This window comes from Shewanella sp. Scap07 (genome assembly GCF_013394145.1).
Lineage (GTDB): Bacteria > Pseudomonadota > Gammaproteobacteria > Enterobacterales > Shewanellaceae > Shewanella > Shewanella waksmanii.
This window is the reverse complement of record NZ_CP041329.1, coordinates 1,623,746-1,643,064: the sequence shown is the minus strand read 5'-3', so window position 1 is coordinate 1,643,064 and position 19,319 is coordinate 1,623,746. Positions and strand designations below refer to the sequence as shown.

General features: G+C 46.3%; 17 protein-coding genes and 1 riboswitch. Of the genes, 11 read left to right on the top strand and 6 right to left on the bottom strand.

All coding sequences use genetic code 11. The annotated features are described in order from the left end of the window. Window positions 1-46: 46 nt before the first annotated feature. The 4 genes from FLM48_RS07230 to FLM48_RS07215 are packed head-to-tail and all read left to right on the top strand — an operon-like array spanning window position 47 to window position 4,375. The gene (locus FLM48_RS07230) at window positions 47-2,065 is read left to right on the top strand and encodes a biotin carboxylase N-terminal domain-containing protein (protein ID WP_028772284.1); all 2,019 of its coding nucleotides are present in this window, start codon (window positions 47-49) and stop codon (window positions 2,063-2,065) included. Between the two features lies 1 nt (window position 2,066). Further along, window positions 2,067-2,957, top strand: coding sequence for a hydroxymethylglutaryl-CoA lyase (locus FLM48_RS07225; protein WP_179024187.1), 891 nt, complete (start codon window positions 2,067-2,069; stop codon window positions 2,955-2,957). Window positions 2,958-3,004: 47 nt separating this feature from the next. Beyond that, entirely contained in the window at window positions 3,005-3,703 is a 699-nt protein-coding gene (locus FLM48_RS07220) for a CoA transferase subunit A (protein ID WP_028772282.1), read from the top strand. Between the two features lie 15 nt (window positions 3,704-3,718). Then, complete coding sequence (locus FLM48_RS07215; protein WP_179024186.1) at window positions 3,719-4,375, top strand: 3-oxoacid CoA-transferase subunit B; 657 nt, start codon at window positions 3,719-3,721, stop codon at window positions 4,373-4,375. Between the two features lie 104 nt (window positions 4,376-4,479). Here FLM48_RS07215 and FLM48_RS07210 read toward each other — a convergent pair whose 3' ends face one another. Then, entirely contained in the window at window positions 4,480-6,057 is a 1,578-nt protein-coding gene (locus tag FLM48_RS07210; protein ID WP_179024185.1) for a PAS domain-containing methyl-accepting chemotaxis protein, read from the bottom strand. 313 nt (window positions 6,058-6,370) lie between these two features. Here FLM48_RS07210 and FLM48_RS07205 point away from each other — a divergent pair, with 313 nt between their 5' ends. Continuing rightward, complete coding sequence (locus tag FLM48_RS07205) at window positions 6,371-6,793, top strand: hypothetical protein (RefSeq protein WP_028772279.1); 423 nt, start codon at window positions 6,371-6,373, stop codon at window positions 6,791-6,793. Between the two features lie 15 nt (window positions 6,794-6,808). Here the strand turns inward: FLM48_RS07205 and FLM48_RS07200 are convergent, their stop codons facing one another. The 5 genes from FLM48_RS07200 to FLM48_RS07180 form a co-directional block, all read right to left on the bottom strand. Continuing rightward, window positions 6,809-7,390, bottom strand: coding sequence for a thymidine kinase (locus tag FLM48_RS07200; RefSeq protein WP_028772278.1), 582 nt, complete (start codon window positions 7,388-7,390; stop codon window positions 6,809-6,811). Window positions 7,391-7,594: 204 nt separating this feature from the next. Further along, window positions 7,595-8,365, bottom strand: a complete 771-nt coding sequence (locus FLM48_RS07195; RefSeq protein ID WP_179024184.1) for a transporter substrate-binding domain-containing protein — start codon at window positions 8,363-8,365, stop codon at window positions 7,595-7,597. A 215-nt stretch (window positions 8,366-8,580) separates the two neighbouring features. After that, window positions 8,581-10,146: a Na+/H+ antiporter NhaC family protein gene (locus FLM48_RS07190; RefSeq protein ID WP_179024183.1), complete on the bottom strand. Its 1,566-nt coding sequence runs from the start codon at window positions 10,144-10,146 to the stop codon at window positions 8,581-8,583. Between the two features lie 79 nt (window positions 10,147-10,225). Continuing rightward, a riboswitch (Lysine riboswitch) is annotated at window positions 10,226-10,445 on the bottom strand. A gap of 156 nt (window positions 10,446-10,601) precedes the next feature. Beyond that, window positions 10,602-11,525: an FAD-binding protein gene (locus FLM48_RS07185; RefSeq protein ID WP_179024182.1), complete on the bottom strand. Its 924-nt coding sequence runs from the start codon at window positions 11,523-11,525 to the stop codon at window positions 10,602-10,604. Next, window positions 11,525-12,274: an electron transfer flavoprotein subunit beta/FixA family protein gene (locus FLM48_RS07180; RefSeq protein WP_028772275.1), complete on the bottom strand. Its 750-nt coding sequence runs from the start codon at window positions 12,272-12,274 to the stop codon at window positions 11,525-11,527. The genes FLM48_RS07185 and FLM48_RS07180 overlap by 1 nt, the downstream gene beginning before the upstream one ends. A gap of 309 nt (window positions 12,275-12,583) precedes the next feature. On the opposite strand from FLM48_RS07180, the gene FLM48_RS07175 reads away from it, so the two are divergent. From FLM48_RS07175 to FLM48_RS07150, 6 genes are all read left to right on the top strand, one after another. Further along, window positions 12,584-12,976 (top strand): H-NS family nucleoid-associated regulatory protein, encoded by a 393-nt coding sequence (locus FLM48_RS07175; protein ID WP_028772274.1) that lies wholly within the window; start codon window positions 12,584-12,586, stop codon window positions 12,974-12,976. Between the two features lie 164 nt (window positions 12,977-13,140). Then, window positions 13,141-16,191, top strand: a complete 3,051-nt coding sequence (locus FLM48_RS22850) for an amidohydrolase family protein (RefSeq protein ID WP_179024181.1) — start codon at window positions 13,141-13,143, stop codon at window positions 16,189-16,191. Further along, complete coding sequence (locus FLM48_RS07165; RefSeq protein ID WP_179024180.1) at window positions 16,191-17,465, top strand: amidohydrolase; 1,275 nt, start codon at window positions 16,191-16,193, stop codon at window positions 17,463-17,465. The genes FLM48_RS22850 and FLM48_RS07165 overlap by 1 nt, the downstream gene beginning before the upstream one ends. 64 nt (window positions 17,466-17,529) lie before the next feature. After that, window positions 17,530-17,913 carry an Rcs stress response system protein RcsF gene (gene rcsF / locus FLM48_RS07160; protein WP_179024179.1) on the top strand — a complete coding sequence of 128 codons (384 nt, stop codon included), beginning with the start codon at window positions 17,530-17,532 and terminating at the stop codon, window positions 17,911-17,913. Between the two features lie 21 nt (window positions 17,914-17,934). Continuing rightward, window positions 17,935-18,648, top strand: coding sequence for a tRNA (N6-threonylcarbamoyladenosine(37)-N6)-methyltransferase TrmO (gene tsaA, locus FLM48_RS07155; RefSeq protein WP_179024178.1), 714 nt, complete (start codon window positions 17,935-17,937; stop codon window positions 18,646-18,648). Window positions 18,649-18,666: 18 nt separating this feature from the next. Then, window positions 18,667-19,296 (top strand): DapH/DapD/GlmU-related protein, encoded by a 630-nt coding sequence (locus tag FLM48_RS07150; RefSeq protein ID WP_372847456.1) that lies wholly within the window; start codon window positions 18,667-18,669, stop codon window positions 19,294-19,296. Window positions 19,297-19,319: the final 23 nt, after the last annotated feature.

The window sequence follows — 19,319 nt, the reverse complement described above, 5'->3', positions numbered from 1 at the left end:
ATCCTCACTGGCCCTTTTGTAAACACAACACAGAGAGTGTCCTGATATGTTTACCAAATTACTGATTGCAAACCGCGGTGAGATTGCTTGCCGTATCATCAAAACCGCTAAAGCCATGGGCGTTAGCACCGTTGCCCTCTACTCCGATGCGGATAAAGAGGCCCGCCATGTTGCCATGGCCGATGAGTCATTTTATCTTGGCGGCAGCGCACCAGCAGATTCTTATCTGAAGGGCGAATTAATCATAGAGATCGCTAAACGAGCAGGCGCACAGGCGATTCACCCAGGCTATGGTTTCTTATCAGAAAACGCCGATTTTGCTCGCCTATGTGAACAAAACGATATTGCCTTCGTTGGCCCTGGCGCGGCAGCAATTGACGCCATGGGCAGCAAAAGTGCCGCTAAAGAGATCATGGGCAAAGCTAACGTCCCGCTAGTGCCGGGCTACCATGGTGATGAACAATCTGATCAAGTACTGCTAAAAGCATCAACCGAGATTGGCTTCCCGCAACTCATAAAAGCAGCCTACGGCGGTGGCGGTAAAGGGATGCGTATTGTTGAATCCCAAGCTGAGGCGTTAGAGGCCATCAACTCTGCACGACGTGAAGCAGCATCTTCTTTTGGCAATGATAAGCTCCTGATTGAACGTTATTTGCGTCAACCCCGCCACGTAGAAGTACAAGTATTTGCCGATAACTTTGGCGACTGCATTTACCTCTCCGATCGCGACTGTTCGATTCAACGTCGCCACCAAAAAGTGGTAGAAGAAGCACCAGCACCGGGTTTGAGCGATGCCCTGCGTAAACAAATGGGTGAAGCGGCTGTTGCTGCTGCCAAGGCCATTGACTATGTAGGCGCCGGTACCGTGGAGTTTCTACTGGATACTGACGACAGTTTTTATTTCATGGAAATGAATACCCGCTTGCAGGTTGAACATCCGGTCACTGAACTGGTCACCGGCCAAGATTTGGTAAAATGGCAGTTAATGGTCGCCAGTAACTCGCCACTACCATTGAAACAAAATGAAGTGCGCATTCACGGCCATTCGTTCGAAGTGCGTATCTATGCGGAAGACCCACACAATGACTTTCTGCCTGCCAGCGGTAAGCTCAATTTCTTGCGTGAACCACAACAGAATAAGTTTGTGCGCATCGACTCTGGGATCCGCGAAAACGATGTCATCAGTAATTTCTATGACCCAATGATCGCCAAGTTGATAGTTTGGGATGAATCACGCCCTCGGGCATTACAACGCCTAGTGCACGCGTTAGGCTCATATCAAATTACTGGGCTAAAACACAATATCGAATTTTTAGCCAACATCGCAGAGCATCAAGCCTTTGCCGATGCCGATTTTTGTACCGACTTTATTGAGCGTTATGGAGACAGTCTGATTGGCCCGAGACTCGACGACAATGAAGACCAACACAATCAAGCGCTAGCCATGGCCGCTTTGTACACCGTATGCGCGCAGCAGCAACAAGCTAAAGCCGACGCCGTAAACAGCCAAGATCCCTACTCTCCTTGGGGACTCGCCAATGGCTTTAGGCTTAACAGTGCCAGTATTCACCCTATTGCACTGTTAGATGATACTAACCAGCTACAACAATTACAGCTGACTCAAGTGGGTAATGAATTTAGCGTCACAATTAATGAGCAGCAACTGTTGTTATCGGCATCACTTAAAGACGATGTGCTGCATGGTGAAATAAATGGCCACAAGAGCAAAGTGCCCGTTAGCCAAGATGCTGAAGGCTTTACCTTATTTTTACCCCAAGGCAGTTACCACTTTAAACCCGTGCAAACTGAAATAGCGGAAGAGCAAGCAAGCCACGAAGACAAACTCAAAGCGCCAATGAATGGCACGGTTGTCACCCACTTGGCTCAAGTTGGCGACGCAGTGACCCAAGGCCAAGGCTTGTTAGTGATGGAAGCGATGAAAATGGAGTACACCATAGAAGCGCCATTTGATGGGGTTGTCAGTGCATTTTTCTTTGATGCAGGTGAGCTTGTCGAAGATGGTGCGCAGCTTTTAGAAGTTACACCCAACGAGCAAGAGGCCTAATATGTTTGCCGATAAGGTGTCGATTTTTGAAGTGGGTCCCCGAGACGGTTTACAAAATGAAGTGGCCGTCACCACTGCAGACAAACTGCGTCTCATTGAGCAATTGGCGCAAGCTGGCGTTAAGCGCATTGAAGCTGGCAGTTTTGTCTCACCCAAATGGGTGCCACAGATGGCCGATTCTGGAGATATTTTTCGCCAGCTGCAGCGTGTTGATGGCATAACGTACAGCGCCTTGACCCCTAATTTAAAGGGCTTGGAACTTGCGCTTGACGCTGGTGCGGATGAAGTTGCCATTTTTGGCGCAGCTTCACAGAGCTTTAGTCAAAAGAACATTAACTGTTCCATTGAAGAGTCAATTGAACGCTTCGCCCCCGTCATGCAAGCCGCTCAAGCAAACAATGTGCGAGTGAGAGGTTATGTCTCATGCGTATTAGGTTGCCCTTATGAAGGCGATATCGCGGTTGCTGAAGTCGCACGTGTGGCAGAGATTCTTTACAAAATGGGCTGTTATGAGATTTCGCTTGGCGACACGATAGGCGTTGGCACACCACACAATGCCCGTAGAATGGTTGAAGCTGTGGCTGAAGTCGTACCGGTTGATAAATTGGCGCTGCATTTCCATGACACCTATGGTCAAGCGTTGGCCAACATTCTTGCCTGTTTAGCAACCGGCGTGAGTGTCATTGATAGTTCAGTTGCGGGACTCGGTGGTTGCCCCTATGCCAAGGGGGCGTCAGGTAATCTTGCCACCGAAGATCTGGTTTATATGCTTCACGGTATGGGCATAGACACTGGTATTGACCTAGCGTTACTTGCACAAGCGGGTGATCAGATCAGCCAAGCCTTAGGCAGAAACAATGGTTCGAAAGTGGCTCAGGCGATCAAGAATTAATCTGGCTGCAGCGCAATAGCTGCAACCTTTTGAGGGAGATAATTATAATGGCAGGATTAAATAAACTGGTCGGCAGCTATGAAGCTGCCCTTGAAGGCCTTAGCAATGATATGACCGTGATGGTTGGCGGCTTTGGCTTATGCGGCATTCCAGAGGGGCTGATTGCTCAAATGGTAAAAACGGGTGTCACAGGTTTAACCGCTATCTCTAACAATGCCGGTGTCGATGACTTTGGCTTAGGCTTACTGCTAAAGAGTCGCCAGATTGATACCATGATTGCCTCCTATGTTGGCGAGAACGCCACCTTTGAGCAGCAAATGCTATCAGGAGAGCTCAACGTTATCTTGACACCACAAGGTACCTTAGCAGAGAAAATCCGTGCCGGTGGCGCAGGTATTCCGGCATTTTTCACTGCAACCGGTTACGGCACCCCAGTCGCTGAAGGCAAAGAAACCCGTGAAATTGATGGCCGACACTATGTTCTAGAGCCTGCACTCACTGCTGATTTTGCCCTAGTTAGAGCATGGAAAGCCGATACCATGGGTAACTTGGTATTTCGCAAAACCGCAGCCAACTTCAACCCAATGATGGCAACGGCCGGAAAAATTACTGTCGTTGAAGCTGAGCATATTGTCGCACCTGGTGAGCTTGACCCTGACCACATCCACACACCGGGGATCTACGTCGATAGATTGATTCAAGGTACCTTCGAGAAACGTATTGAACAACGCACAGTCAAAGCATAAAAGGGAGCAGCGATAATGGCACTATCAAGAGAACAATTAGCACAGCGTGTTTCCCAAGAGCTACAAGACGGCTTCTACGTTAACCTTGGCATAGGCATACCAACCTTGGTTGCTAACTATATTCCACAGGGCATGGAAGTCATGTTGCAGTCTGAAAATGGCCTACTGGGCATGGGGGAGTTTCCCACAGAAGAGACCATCGATGCCGATTTAATCAATGCCGGTAAACAAACCGTTACCGCAATCGACGGCGCATCGTTCTTCTCATCGGCAGAAAGCTTTGCCATGATCCGTGGCAGACACGTAGATTTGACTGTGTTAGGCGCCTTCGAGGTCGATGTCAATGGCTCAATTGCCTCGTGGATGATCCCAGGCAAGCTCATTAAAGGCATGGGCGGCGCAATGGATTTGGTTGCCGGTGCAGACAACATCATTGTCACTATGATGCACGCCGATAAAAAAGGTAACTCTAAGCTGCTGCCAGTATGCGAACTGCCACTCACAGGATATGGCTGCATAAAGCGGGTGTTAACCGATTTGGCCTTTATTGAAATCAAGGACGGTGCATTCCATTTATTAGAGCGCGCCCCTGGCGTGTCGGTAGAAGAAATTGTGGCCAAAACTGCCGGTAAAATAGTGGTGCCTGAAAACGTACCTGAAATGCAGTTATAACAAGCCAAATAAGCGCCAACAAAAAGCCACTCATATGAGTGGCTTTTTTTATCGGTATACCTTTATTAATCGTCAACGGACGCTTAATGCCGCAACGACAATAGTTAATTACGCTTGAGCCGTTGCACCGAATGTTGCCAAAACTGCTGCGCAAGCTGTCGTGACATTGATGACTTATCAGCGGTGTTTTCACCCAAATGTTTATCTTGCTGCGCTTGGCTGTAACCTTCGTTTGCCAGTTCACTTATCGCTTGCAATGAATCACTGATTTCGGTGGCCGCCTCTCCCTGCTCGCCCATGGCATTAGCGCTGTGGTCGGTCATTTGATTTATGCTGTCTATCGTCGCCACTAACCCAGCAAATACGCTCTCGGCATCTTTAACCAATGCCACTGCTTGACTTGCCTGTGCCTGACCCGCCGCTAATGTGGTTGCGGCGTTGGCGGTGCTAGATTGAAACTTGGCAATGATTTGATCTATCTGCCGAGTCGACTCTGCCGTTCTTGCTGATAGTTGCCGCACTTCATCGGCAACAACGGCAAAACCGCGACCCGACTCACCAGCCCTCGCCGCTTCAATGGCGGCATTTAACGCCAATAGATTGGTTTGCTCAGCAATGGCGCTGATAACCTCTAGCACCTGATTAATGGCAACACTGTCTTGTTCAATCTCAGCGACCACAGTGGCAAAATTACCGACTTCACTGTTCAATGCATCTATGGTTGCGACCACGGCGTCAAGCTGCTGATAGCCATTGGCAACGGCGGCTTGGCTGTGCTCAACTTCGGTGGCGACTTGCTTGATCTGACCGCTTAGTTCGCTAAAACTGGCTGTTAGCTCCTCAACCGCAGCAGCCGCTTGAGCGGTTTGCTGGCTTTGACCATCCGCTCTGCCTGCAGCCTCGGTGATTGAGCCCAGTAATTGTTGGTTATCATTGGCGATTGATGCTGCACTGTCAGCCATGCGCCCCACTACGCCCGATATTTCTGCGTTTACAAACTCCATGGCGCAGGCGATATTACCAATCTCATCATTACGTCCGGTATAAATATGTCGCGCCACCGGATCATCAATTACCGCTTGTGCCTGCTGGTTGAGCTGCTTAAGCGGCTTTAGAATAAAGTTAAGGCCAACATACATCGGCAACAACATCGCCAGTGCCAGCCAAGGTGATACCAAAGCGCAGCCTAAGCTTAGTATGAGCATCGCCAATGCATGCAGCTTGATTTGCCCTGTGAAACTCAATAACGGCTTATCGAGTTCTGCCGGAGACTGACCACTTTGTATGTTGGCATAGGCACTACTAGCACGCTCAATCTGTGACTCACTGGCGCGGCGGCGCACCGATTGGTATTCCTCTACCTTGCCATCTTTAACCACTGGTGCCACATAGGCATTAACCCAATAATAGCCGCCATCTTTACAGCGGTTTTTAACCACCCCCATCCAAGACTGGTTTTGCTTCAAGCTTTGCCATAGCATTTTATAGGCCTGCTCGGGCATATCTGGGTGACGCACAATATTATGAGGTTGGCCGACAAGCTCTTGCTGCTCAAACCCACAAATGCGGCAAAAATCATCATTGGCATAGCGAATGTTACCTTTGAGATCTGTGGTGGATAGTAAGATATCTTCATCCGCCAAACTCACTTGTTGGTTTGTCACAGGCTGGTTATTACGCATTGTGATTCAATTAGTTATATAGAGTAAGGTGGCGGGATTTTGCCTTGTTAGCCGCAGAGAGTTTGTGACCCAGTGCAAGATTAAATGTATCAGCGGCGTTTACATTTGTTGAATTTTGAAGCAGATCGCAAATACCACAAATGCTAAATTAGATTAAGCAGGCAAGCGTTTGAAAAGCTGATTAAAAAGCCTGACTTTCGCGACGCTAAACGCGCCTAATTTTGTGACAAGCCATTGAATTAGGCACTACACTTGTTCACAAGCACATTTATAGAGGCACGATGGCAGCCATAACAAAAGGATGACTACAGACATGTTGATATCTCGTCGTCAGTTATTTCAATTCACTGCATTGTTTAGCATGCTGTTTGCGTTGGTGGGTTTTAGCTATAACGTTTGGCGGATGGAGATCAGTGAGCATAACAATACCATGCGTGCGGCCAGCTTTGAGTTATTACTGCAGCTGTCCGAGTTAGAAGCGATTGTCTATGCCGCTCACTATGACAAGGATCCTATTGGTGGCAATCCGCGCAAAGGCTGGATTAAAGTAAACTTGGTTTTTGACCTATCGATGATCACTACAGTGCCACTGCAACAACAATCACAGCAGCTAAAAAATGTATGGCAACAACATTGGTCATCCATGGCACAAGATCAACAAAGCGCCAGCGCAATTATTACCGAAATAGACAACAGTCGCGCCAGTGTGCGTCAGCTACTGGCGTCACTGCAATAGTGCGTTAGCGCGAGATTATTGATCCCAAAGAAACTCACGAAAATGTTTTCGGCACACTGACTCATAACTCTCATTGCCACCAATGGCCACTTGCTCACCCTCACGCATTGGCTTGCCGTCGCCATCTAGGCGCAACACCATGTTCGCTTTGCGGCCGCAATGACAAATGGTCTTTAACTCAATCAGCTTGTCTGCCCAAGCGAGTAAATACTGGCTACCGCTAAACAGTTCGCCCTGAAAGTCAGTTTTTAGGCCATAACACAGCACCGGAATATCGAGCACGTCCACCACATAGGTCAGTTGTTTAACCTGCTGCTTACTTAAGAACTGCGACTCGTCAATCAAAATACAATGCAGCGGTTTTTGTTGATGTGCTTGCTCAATGACCTTAGCGATATCATCTTGGCTACCAAAGACTTGCGCATCAGTTTCGATGCCGATACGAGAAGCCACTTTACCCACGCCATAACGATCATCTATCGATGCGGTCATCACTAAGGTATTCATGCCGCGCTCACGATAGTTATATGAGGATTGTAATAGCGATGTCGACTTGCCGGCGTTCATTGCCGAGTAGTAAAAATAAAGCTGAGCCAAAACTGCTTCCTTAGCGGGGAAAAAGGTTGATAAGTTTACCGCGTCGCCGTATCCCAATCCAGATGTAATACCAATCAGCTAACGGGAAATTTGATCCTTAGCAAACATATAGGATACTTGAGTAACCATGATGAAGTTTGGCCCGGCTTATTGGCTATCGCTCGATGCCAAAATACCGATAATAACCTGACGACTAACTAGCCGCTAATTATCGCTACGATGGAACCATCGCTGATACAGCTGGGGAATTTCACCAGAGTCCAGCAATTGCTGAACGGCCTGATTAACCTCTTGATGCAGACTGGCATTGCCCTTTTTTACCGCCACAGCAACCGGCGTCCCCGATGCAGGTTGCGCTAAAATACTCACTTTAACGCCACGCTGTTTTGCTAAAAATAATCCCACTGCCTCAGGCATGATGGCCGCATCAACAAGGCCTGAATCAAGACGCTGCATCGACACTGCTTTACTGGCAGTATTTTGCAATCGATATTGGTATAAGCTCTGCTGTTGCTGCCACTGGCTTTGTAAGGTTGAATGCCGATCGCCCGCAACCAATCGCCCTTCGAGATCGGCCAACTGTTTAATCGACTGATTGCCACTCAATACAAATACCGCATCTCGGCGTTCATAATAAGGTACTGAAAAATCAAATACACGCGCACGAATAGAGTTAATTTCCATGCCAACAATCAGGTCTATTTCACCAAACCTTAGTTGATTGAGCACGGTATCCCATTGCCCCTGAACAAACTCAAAATCTCGCTCTAAGCTGTTTGCAATAAGCTTGGCTACATCGACATCGAAACCAGCGGGATAATCATCTACTTGGTACTGATAAGGTGGAAAACCAATGGATATGCCGAACTTTAGCGGTGTGTTATCGGCACTCAAACTTGGCGCACAAAACAGCGCCGTGAACAGCAAAGCTAAATAAAATAAGACGGGATTGGCTAAATGGTTAAGCCTGTACATTACGTCCAGTTAACCCTTTTTGAGTACTAATGCATTTATTATAGCAGTATAAAAAGACCATTATTAGTGATAGAGCCCAATTTCAAGAAGTTGTTAGTGGCTTATACCACCCCCAATAAAGACAGCGGCAATCTTAAAATAAAAAAGCACTTTATCAATCGATAAAGTGCTTAGTATTTAACCCTGCTTAAGTTGTTACAAATAACGACTCAATACTATGCAGGTTGCTTTGACTTCACTCTAAGAATCAACACACTAATAATGAACAATACTGTACACGTCAGTAATCCAGCAGTTAATGACTCAGTAAAACCAAGTACGGTGTAACCACCCAAACTGATTATTGCCACAATCACTGCATAAGGAAGTTGCGTCAATACGTGGTCGATGTGATGACAGTTTGCCCCAGTTGAAGACAAAATCGTTGTATCAGAGATTGGCGAGCAATGATCTCCAAATACCGCACCGGCAAGCACAGCGGCCAACATAGGTAACATCATATTAGTGTGCGTACCCATCGCCATATCCGCGGCAATCGGCAGCATGATACCAAAGGTGCCCCAGCTAGTTCCGGTTGAAAATGCCGTTAGGCCAGCTAGCACAAACAGTACCGCAGGTAACAAGGCGAACGGAATATTGCCAGAAGCCAAGCTCGCCATATATTTACCGGTCTCAAGTTGGCCAATTACACCGGCAATAGTCCACGCAAACAGTAAGATGTATATCGCTGGCAACATAGAGCGCGCACCGGCAACTAAACCTTTAACCAGTAACCCTTTCTCAAGCCCTTGACTGACAACCAACGCAACTGTTGCCGCTAAACCAATCAAAGCGCCATAGAACAATGACCAGGCAACATCAGTCTTCTCAAAGGCACCAATAACCGAGAATTCAATCGAGTCAGCTGCCAATGCATCTGCACCGCTGCTGATCATGAAATAAATAGTCGCGGCAACGAGTACGGTGATCGGTAAGAAAAGACCAATAATTTTACCTGAATCAGACTCAGGTAAATCGCTGTTAGCCCCAGGGGGTAAGCCTTTTGATTCATCGTAAAGATTGCCTTTTTGTGCATTTAACTCATGCTGACGCATCGGGCCAACATCTAGCCCCATAAAGGCCACACACAGCAGCAATAATAGTGCAAAAATGGCATAGAAATTCATGGGAATCATTTGCACAAACACGCTTAAATGGCCAGTATCGGTAAAGCCATGTGCAGTTAAAATACCGCCGATTAATGCAATAATATATGCGCCCCAACTCGACACTGGTGATATAACGCAGATAGGTGCTGCGGTGCTATCGAGTAGATAAGCTAATTTACTACGAGAGATGTAATAACGATCGGTGAGCGGTCTCGCAACGCTACCCACAACTAAGCTATTGAAGTAATCATCAATAAAAACCACACACCCCAAGAACATGGTCAGCAACTTGGCGTCACGCTTATTGCGAATACGAGTTCTTGCCCATTCTGCAAACGCTTTTGCTGCTCCGCTCACAGTAATTAACGCTGTGATCATTCCTAGTAGGATTAAGAAGCCCAGCAAATAAACATTCCAGCTGTTCATGGCACCGTCTTCCCAAAACAGGCCTACGGCTTGGTTAGCCAAGTACTGACCTGAATCGACTACGGCAAAATCGGTAATGAGCAAGATACCCAATAAGATACCCACACCGAGAGATAGCAGCACTTTACGAGTAAATATGGCCATGAGAATTGCAACCACAGGTGGTAGCAACGAGAGCGCTGAATCAGCGTAACTTAGAGTCGTCATTTATTATTTTCTTCGTTTTGAGTACGAATGGAGGCGACTGAACTGGTGGGATATGGATGAAGATATCAAAAACACCTGTCCTTTCAGTAGCGCTCCATAGTAATACCCAGCATTATATAGGTATAACATTTTCTTATCATCCGGATAAGAAGTCTATGGCAGTGCTGTCTCTATTCGAGGACAGCCCCAGCAGTTAACTTTGATGAGTGTAACAACTTCGGCATTCAATCCTTTCCTTGCAGGTCTTAGGCATCACCCTCGCTGCAGGTACTTATATCTCATGCACCTCTACTTTTCAGGACGTTCTCAACCTAGGCTGAAAACGTGAGGCTCATCAAAACATAAGCGGCTTTGAGGATGCCACCTCAAAACCGCTTGATGTGATCGATGTCACACTAATAATAATGCTGACACCAAGGCTATAACCTTACAATTACAACCTATTGATATTTAGCTTAGACCAACTTAGTTAATGCTGGAATGGCATCAAACAAATCCGCTTCTAATCCATAATCAGCCACCTGAAAAATAGGCGCTTCTGGGTCTTTGTTAATCGCCACAATCACTTTTGAATCTTTCATGCCAGCCAAGTGTTGAATGGCACCGGAGATCCCCACAGCAATATACAAATCAGGCGCGACAATTTTACCCGTTTGACCCACTTGCAGATCGTTAGGAACAAACCCTGCGTCAACCGCCGCTCGAGACGCGCCCAATGCACCACCCAACTTATCAGCCAAGGCCTCTAAAATGGCAAAGTTTTCACTGCTTGCTAACGCACGTCCACCAGAAACAATCACTGCAGCGTTGCCAAGCTCAGGACGCTCAGACTCAGTCAAGCTTTGTGATTCAAAACTCACTTGGCTTTCAATCACAGTATCAAGCGTAACCAGTTCTGCATTGCCGTCACTGGCCACAGCATCAAACGCGCTAGAGCGCACTGTCATGACTTTCTTTGCATCAAGACTTTGTACTGTTTCCATCGCATTACCAGCGTAAACAGGACGTACAAAGGTATCGTCACTCTTTACTTCAACCACTTCAGACAACTGCGCTACATCAAGCAGTGCTGCTACGCGGGGTAATACATCTTTACCTAAGCTCGATGCACTCGCCAAAATGTGAGAGTAATCAGCTCCAATCCCGCTGATAAGCTCGCCCAAATTGTCGGCCAAGCCATGGGCATAAGCGTCAGCGTCTGCAACCAATACTTTAGATACGCCATTAAGTTTAGCCGCTTCACTTGCTGCCGCTGCACAATTAGCACCAACCACAAGTACATCCACATCAGCGCCGATTGCCTGAGCACAGGCTACAACTTTGGCAGTATCTGCTTTCAAGCTTTGGTTATCGTGTTCTGCAATTACTAAAGTTGTCATTAGATCACCTTCGCTTCGTTCTTTAACTTATCAGCCAGCTCTTCAACTGAACCCACCATAACACCCGCTTGACGCTCAGCAGGTGGCGTAACACTGATCACCTTTTGATGCTCCCCTAAGGTTACCCCTAAGCTGTCTACAGACACGGTATCAAGTGGTTTACGCTTCGCCTTCATAATGTTGGGTAATTTGGCATAACGAGGTTCATTTAAGCGCAGATCAGCGGTGATCACCGCAGGAAGTGGCATCTTAATGGTTTGTAAACCACCATCAATCTCACGAGTAACGCTAACCGCACCGTCGGCAACACTGACTTCTGAAGCAAATGTCGCTTGTGGTAACTTAGCTAATGCCGCCAGCATTTGTCCGGTTTGATTATTATCACCATCAATAGACTGCTTGCCGAGAATAATCAGCTCTGCTTGTTCGTTGGTTTGAATGGCATTGAGGATTTTTGCAATTGATAGTGCACAATAGCTGTCATCTGTTTCAACATGGATGCCTCTGTCTGCACCTAATGCCATTGCCGTACGAAGTTGTTCTTGCGCAGCTTTAGGGCCTACTGTCGCAACGACAATTTCACTGACAACGCCTGCTTCTTTTAAACGTACTGCTTCTTCAACAGCAATTTCACAAAATGGATTAATAGCCATTTTTAGATTAGCCGTGTCGACAGCAGTATTATCAGCATTCACTCTGACTTTTACATTTGCATCTACGACACGTTTTACTGGCACCAAAACTTTCATAAGGCTTCCTTTTATACGTCTCTCGGTCTCATACAATGGTACAGCTTAGGCTATACAGAATAGCAGTCACTTTACGTGCTGTTGACGTTAACGTCAATAGAGATTCAAACGCACGTTTGTATTGAGAACTTGCCGACTTGATTATTACCACCCGAATAAGTCGTTATTTATATAAAAAGACTATTTCCTGATTATTTTTTGTTTATATACGTACATATTTTAAACTTTTATTTGATTGTGAGTTAAATCCTTTCTATTATTAGCGGTGATACAAATAAACAAAGTTACATAAATAGGACCACTATTATTATGAGCGATTTTTTAGATATATTAACTCACGGCCGTCGCTTTAAAGCGGCAGTCAAAGAGTTATCAATTGATGAATTAAAAGAGCTATCGGGTAAGCTTGAAAAAATCATCACAGATAGAGAGGCAAAAATTGCCGCTGAATCTGAAGCATTAGCGGAGCGTAATGCCAAGATTGATGAAATTCGTAAACAAATGGAAGCAGTTGGTTTATCAGTAGATGACCTAGGCGCAGCAGCATTAAAAGCCGCACCTAAAAAACGTGCTCCACGTCCAGCGAAATATAAGATTGAAGTAAATGGTGAAACCATTACATGGACTGGCCAAGGCCGTACACCAACAGTATTCAAAAATGAATTAGATAAAGGTCGTAGTATGGATGACTTCCTAATCTAACGACGATTGTTTTATCGAATTTAAAAAGCCGAATTGAATCAATTCGGCTTTTTTTGTTTAAGCACAGCCGTTGACACTATCCGTAACAAATCCACTTTGGTGTTTCAGCACTAATTACGATATTCTTTGACAACCTAGGCCATACTTATCAACTCATTTTATATATGCATAACAATAATAAAACTGCGCTAACTTGCGCTTTGCTAGGTATTACACTTAGTCCTAGCCTACACGCCAACTCGCAACTCACTGATAACACACCAAAACTCACTGCACTAACCCATGCGAGGTTAATGCTCGAGCCAGGTAAGCAACTTGATAATGCCACGCTTATTATTGAGAACAACAAAATCAAAGCAGTGGTAAAAGACAATGAGGTGCCTCAAGGGGCGTACGTGGTGGATATGCGCGGATATACTATTTATCCCGGCTTTATCGATCCCTTTACTGAGTACGGCGTTGACTATCAGTATCCCGAACAATCAAGCTCTGGTCCGGTGACGGATATCAAACGTATTGGCGGCAATGCCGCAAACGGTGCTATCCACTCACAGCAAAACTGGGTCGACTATATATACCCAGATAAAGACAGCGCTAAAGCGTGGATCAATAACGGCTTCACGTCGGTGCAAGCTGGTATTCATGATGGTATTTTTCGTGGCCGCGGCGCGACCATATCCTTGGCGGATAAAAAAGCAAATGAGGTGATTTATAACGCATCAGCGAGCCATTTAATGGCCTTTGATAAAGGCAGCTCAATTCAAGACTACCCCAACTCATTGATGGGCAGTATTGCGCTTATAAGACAGACATTTTCAGATGTGCAGTGGTATAAAGCTAATATCGATAAAGCCCATTCCAAACAAGCAAAAAACAATATTGAATATAATGCTGCATTAGCCAACCTAACCAATATTGACAAAGAACATGTTCTATTTGAAACCCGCAATCTCAATAATCTATTGCGCGCAAGTACCTTATTAAAAGAAGCAAAGATTAACGGCACCTTGGTGGGTAATGGTCGAGAATATGCCCGAGTCGATGAGATAAAAGCCAACCAATATAGCCTAGTATTACCGCTCAACTTCCCGGCTGCCCCGCATATTACTGATAGCGACAGCGAACGTGATATTCCATTATCACTATTGAGGCATTGGGAACGTGCTCCTGCTAACCCAGCAGTCATAGCCGGTGCGGGGATCCCCTTTGCCTTAACACAACACGGTATTGAAGCCGAAGAGTTTTGGCCACGCATTCGCCGCGCTATCGAAGCGGGCTTATCTGAAGAGCAAGCACTATCAGCATTGACCACAGATGCTGCGGAAATGGTGGGCACAGCAGAGTTTAGTGGCAAGCTAAAAGCTGGTTATACGGCCGATTTTGTTATTACTAAAGGTAACCTATTTACTGACGGAACCATCCACACGGTTTGGCTGCAAGGCCAACCACAACAGCTCATTGATAGCCGTAATGCTCATTTAGAGCAGCAATACCTATTACAGTTGGGTGATATCAATCTAAGTTTAGATCTTAAGCAAGGTGACAAACTCAGCGGCACTCTCAGTAGCGGCGAACAAAGTATTGAGCTAAAAGCGCTTGCCTATCAAGCTGGTCGATTAACATTTACGGGTGATCTCAGTGAAGCAGGCTACCCAGGAGTCAGCCGTTTTACCTTGTGGTTTGACGATAAAGGCGCCCGTGGCAGAATGTTAGATTCAAGTAATCAACAGTGGCCAGTAGCGGGTATTGCCTCGCCTAAAGCGCCGCAACCTGCGGTAGTAAAAGCTGCGGAAAAAGCGCACTACGTATCAAGCGTCACCAAGCCCAATGTCGCTTACGGCTTAACCCAAGCTCCAGAACTTGAAAAAGTTCATATCAAGAATGCCACCGTGTGGACCTCGACCTCTGATGGCGTGTTAGCCAATCATGACGTCATTATCACCCGCGGAAAGATAGATGAGGTTGGCGAAAATCTTTCCACGCCTTCTGGATATCAAGTCATTGATGCAAAGGGTAAACACCTTACAGCGGGTATCATTGATGAGCATTCGCATATCGCCATTAACGGCGGCACCAATGAAGCTACCGATGCCATTACCTCAGAAGTCCGTATTGGCGATATTCTCGACCCCGATGCCATTGCACTTTATCGTGCCTTAGCTGGCGGCGTCACCACGGCGCAATTACTACATGGCAGTGCTAATCCGATTGGTGGACAGGCTCAGGTGATTAAAACTCGCTGGGGCGTGAGTGCCAACGAGCTGAAAATGACTCAAGCACCAAAGAGTATTAAATTTGCACTGGGTGAAAACGTTAAGCAAAGCAACTGGGGCGATGACTACGATGAACGTTTCCCACAAACGCGCATGGGGGTGAAATCATTATTTGAAGAAGCATTTAATGAAGCCAAAGCTTACCGTCAATCTAAGCAAGACTGGTCAAAAATGCGTTCAAGTGAAAAACGCCGACAAATTGCACCTCAACCTAATTATCGCCTAGAAGCGATTGCTGAAGTGTTAGCAGACGAGCGCGATGTACATATTCATTCCTATGTGCAGTCTGAAATCCTGATGTTTCTGCGTTTAGCCGAAGCATACGGTTTTAAGGCAAATACCTTCACTCACATCCTTGAAGGGTACAAGGTAGCGGATGAAATGGCGCAACATGGCGCACATGCATCAACCTTCTCTGACTGGTGGGCTTATAAATTCGAAGTGTACGATGCCATCCCACAAAACACCTGCTTAATGCAAAACAAAGGGGTATTGACCAGTATCAACTCTGATGACTATGAGATGCAGCGCCGCTTAAACCAAGAAGCAGCCAAATCAATGATGTATTGCGGCATGAGTGCAACGGATGCCTGGAACATGGTTACCATTAATCCTGCAATCCAACTCGGTATTGATGACTATGTCGGTTCTATTGAGGAAGGCAAACATGCGGATGTCGTATTATGGAGCGACAACCCACTGTCGATTTATGCCACAGTTGAATCCACTTGGGTAGACGGTAAACGCTACTATGACAAACAGCAAAACCGACAAGCTCAGCAAGCCATGGATATAGAGCGTGCCGCGCTCATTCAAAAAATTCTTAACCGAGATGCAACCACAGAAATGGGTAAACCTGAAGTGTTGGTACAAGAACCCGAATGGCATTGTGATACCCATTACAATGCTTGGGACCAACAGCACGCAGGGAGTGTAAAATAATGAAAACAATGATCTCTTTAGCCGCAGCCGTATTCAGTCTAAGTTCACTCAGCGTCGCTGCCCATGATATGGTGCCTGCGCCTGCGCAGACACAAGACATATTAATTAAAAACGCCACGGTCCACTCACCTTCTAAGGGTGTGTTAACTAATACAGATGTGTTGATTCAACAAGGTAAAATTACCGCTGTTGGCCCGACCCTTAGCGCCGCAGATGCCACTGTCATCGACGCCACTAATAAGCAGGTTTATCCAGGGGTTATTGCACTCGATACCAGCCTAGGTTTAGTTGAAGTTGAAATGATGCGTCCCAGCAATGATGTCTACGAGGTTGGTCAAAGTAATCCGCAGATCATCGCCGTCAGCGCCTACAACCCTGATTCTGAAATTATCCCTACCGTGCGGGTTAATGGTATCACCCATGCACAAGTGGTGCCTCAAGGTGATCTATTAGCCGGTCAGTCTTCATTAGTGTCATTAGATAGTTGGACAATTGAAGATGCACTCGTCCCCGCAACTCAAGGGTTTCATTTATACTGGCCGTCAATTCGTCGCTTATCTCAAGATAAAGACAAGCGCAAAGAACAGCTCGATGAGTACCAGCAGCAGCTGAAACAGATCGAGCAGATGTTCGCCGACGGTCAACGCTATCACCTAGCAAACCGTGATAAGCAAGTCAGTAAAATCGATTTACGTTGGCAAGCGCTGCAGCCACTTTACCAGCGCCAAGCGCAACTATTTGTACATGCAAATAAACAGCTGCAAATAGAAGAAGCGGTTGCGTTAGCCAAGCAATATGATTTTAAGTTGGTCATTGTCGGCGGTTATGACAGTTGGCGACTGGCTGATCTACTTAATGAAGTTAATGCCAGCGTGGTTTATACCCGTACCTTTAGTCTGCCAATGCGCCACGATGAACCTTTAGAGATGAGCTTTAAAATCCCCTCTTTACTCGCAGAGGCTGAAATACCTTTTGCTTTAGGTTTTAGCTCAGATTGGAACAGTCGTAACCTTCCTTATGCAGCAGGGCAAGCGGCAGCCTATGGTTTGAGCCAACAGCAAGCATTAAAATCCATCACTTTAGATGCAGCTAAGATACTTGGTGTGACCAATATGGGTGATATAGCCAGCGGCTATCGTGGCAATGTGATCATTGCAGAAGGTGACCTACTTGATCCTATGACCAGTCGCATAGAGCAGCTATTTATCGATGGTCGTCAAATTGATCTTAATAATCGCCATCAACAGCTTTATCAAAAGTATCTAAAACGGTAGAATTTTACCAAGCCGCCTAAATGTAGGCGGCTTCCTTTAACCGAACCTCATCACGGATGCTTATATGAAAATCACCCTTCCTTTGCTGTGTACCCTGTTATTGAGTGCATGTGCAGGTAATTATACCTTTAATAGCAACCTCAACGGCGAAGCCATTGATGAGTACTTTAAAGCATCTGATGTCCGCGTATTCAATGAGGGCGAGCAACCTCGAACTCCCTATGAGCTAAAAGGCATGGTTGAAGGCGAGACATGCCAAATCAGCCTTAACGATGCACCGGCATCGATTGTTGAAGCCCGCACTATTGCCCGCAGAGCTGCAGCTGACAAAGGTGCCAATGGCATGATAGTTAAAAAGTGCATGTTGTTTGAAGAGCGTACTGAGAGCTGTTATAGCCGCGCTTTTTGTGTCGCGCAAGCCATCTCATTAAACACCACCGAACAGTAAACTTGGCGCGTAATCAACCCAATGACATTCACCAATCAAGTGCAAGCGGTGGCGATTTGCCATACCCCCTACAAACAGAAATTTGGTATCCCACGCCAGCCAGGGTTAGTAAAAGCAGCCCATGGATATATTGAACTCCAAGCACCATTTAATCATATCGATGCGGTCAGGGGCTTGGAGCAATACTCGCACATTTGGCTATTATTCAGTTTTCATGAGAACTTGGCTCAAGGCTGGAAAACCACTGTGCGTCCACCTAGGCTAGGCGGCAATGAAAAGCTCGGTGTGTTTGCTACTCGCTCAACCTTTAGACCCAATGGTATTGGCCAGTCTGTGGTTGAATTACGTGACATAAGCCAGGTCAACGGCAAAGTACGATTAGGCATTGGCGCAATGGATCTACTTGATGGTACTCCCATTTTAGATATCAAACCTTATATCCCTTTTTCCGATGCGATTGCTAACGCACAAGGCGGGATTGCCCATGAAGCACCACATACCTTAGCGGTGCGCTTTACCGATAGTGCCAAATCTGCCGCCTTAGCCGCCGAAAGTCGCTATCCACAGTTACTTATGTTGATTGAACAAGTGCTAGGACAAGACCCAAGGCCAGCTTATAAGCGGGCTAAACAGGATGACAAACAATATCAGGTCGCACTGTATGATTTAGATATATTGTGGCGTGTTATCGATGAGCAGATCATCGTGGAGGCGATTCGCCCGGGTCAGTGTTAACTTTGGTAATTAGACATTATGATGAGCAGTAATGAAAGCAGCAATATCGACTATCAAGGCCAACATAAGCGTCGCCTCGCTTACATGCCGTGGCTATACTTTTCATTAAAAGCCAAACATTTAAACTGGGCTAAACCTTGGCAACAGCAAATTCAACAACAGCTTTCAGCCCTAGAAACGGTGCAAATAGGTGAAGATTGTTTCATTGCGCCAAACGTTAACCTATTTGCCGAACCCGGACGCGATATCATTATAGGTAAGCGTTGTATGATTGCCGCCGACAGTTTTCTTCACGGACCGATTGAGTTAGGTAATGAAGTGGCGATTAACCATGGCTGCTCGCTAGATGGTGGTAAAGGCAAAATTGTTATCGGCTCGCAAACGCGTATTGCCAATAATGTCACTATTTACGCATTCAACCACGGCATGTCACCTGACAAGCCAATCTATCAACAAGTCGTTGACTCAAAGGGTATTATCATTGGTTCAGATGTTTGGATCGGTGCACAAGCAGGGATAGTGGACGGAGTTAACATTGGCAACTGCGCCGTCATAGGCATGGGGGCTATCGTCACGAAAGATGTGCCTGAGTATGCCATTGTGGCTGGTAATCCGGCGAGAATAATCGGCGATAGGCGCGACAAGTAAGTCAATTAATTGCATAAAAAAGG

What these genes read in the sequence shown, in the direction of transcription:
- FLM48_RS07150 (WP_372847456.1), top strand. Translation starts at nt 18,667, where the DNA reads ATGATGAGCAGTAATGAAAGCAGCAATATCGACTATCAAGGCCAACAT.
- FLM48_RS07180 (WP_028772275.1), bottom strand. Translation starts at nt 12,274, where the DNA reads ATGAAAGTTTTGGTGCCAGTAAAACGTGTCGTAGATGCAAATGTAAAA.
- FLM48_RS07165 (WP_179024180.1), top strand. Translation starts at nt 16,191, where the DNA reads ATGAAAACAATGATCTCTTTAGCCGCAGCCGTATTCAGTCTAAGTTCA.
- FLM48_RS07215 (WP_179024186.1), top strand. Translation starts at nt 3,719, where the DNA reads ATGGCACTATCAAGAGAACAATTAGCACAGCGTGTTTCCCAAGAGCTA.
- FLM48_RS22850 (WP_179024181.1), top strand. Translation starts at nt 13,141, where the DNA reads ATGCATAACAATAATAAAACTGCGCTAACTTGCGCTTTGCTAGGTATT.
- FLM48_RS07220 (WP_028772282.1), top strand. Translation starts at nt 3,005, where the DNA reads ATGGCAGGATTAAATAAACTGGTCGGCAGCTATGAAGCTGCCCTTGAA.
- tsaA (WP_179024178.1), top strand. Translation starts at nt 17,935, where the DNA reads ATGACATTCACCAATCAAGTGCAAGCGGTGGCGATTTGCCATACCCCC.
- FLM48_RS07210 (WP_179024185.1), bottom strand. Translation starts at nt 6,057, where the DNA reads ATGCGTAATAACCAGCCTGTGACAAACCAACAAGTGAGTTTGGCGGAT.
- FLM48_RS07175 (WP_028772274.1), top strand. Translation starts at nt 12,584, where the DNA reads ATGAGCGATTTTTTAGATATATTAACTCACGGCCGTCGCTTTAAAGCG.
- FLM48_RS07195 (WP_179024184.1), bottom strand. Translation starts at nt 8,365, where the DNA reads ATGTACAGGCTTAACCATTTAGCCAATCCCGTCTTATTTTATTTAGCT.
- FLM48_RS07205 (WP_028772279.1), top strand. Translation starts at nt 6,371, where the DNA reads ATGTTGATATCTCGTCGTCAGTTATTTCAATTCACTGCATTGTTTAGC.
- FLM48_RS07230 (WP_028772284.1), top strand. Translation starts at nt 47, where the DNA reads ATGTTTACCAAATTACTGATTGCAAACCGCGGTGAGATTGCTTGCCGT.
- rcsF (WP_179024179.1), top strand. Translation starts at nt 17,530, where the DNA reads ATGAAAATCACCCTTCCTTTGCTGTGTACCCTGTTATTGAGTGCATGT.
- FLM48_RS07225 (WP_179024187.1), top strand. Translation starts at nt 2,067, where the DNA reads ATGTTTGCCGATAAGGTGTCGATTTTTGAAGTGGGTCCCCGAGACGGT.
- FLM48_RS07185 (WP_179024182.1), bottom strand. Translation starts at nt 11,525, where the DNA reads ATGACAACTTTAGTAATTGCAGAACACGATAACCAAAGCTTGAAAGCA.
- FLM48_RS07190 (WP_179024183.1), bottom strand. Translation starts at nt 10,146, where the DNA reads ATGACGACTCTAAGTTACGCTGATTCAGCGCTCTCGTTGCTACCACCT.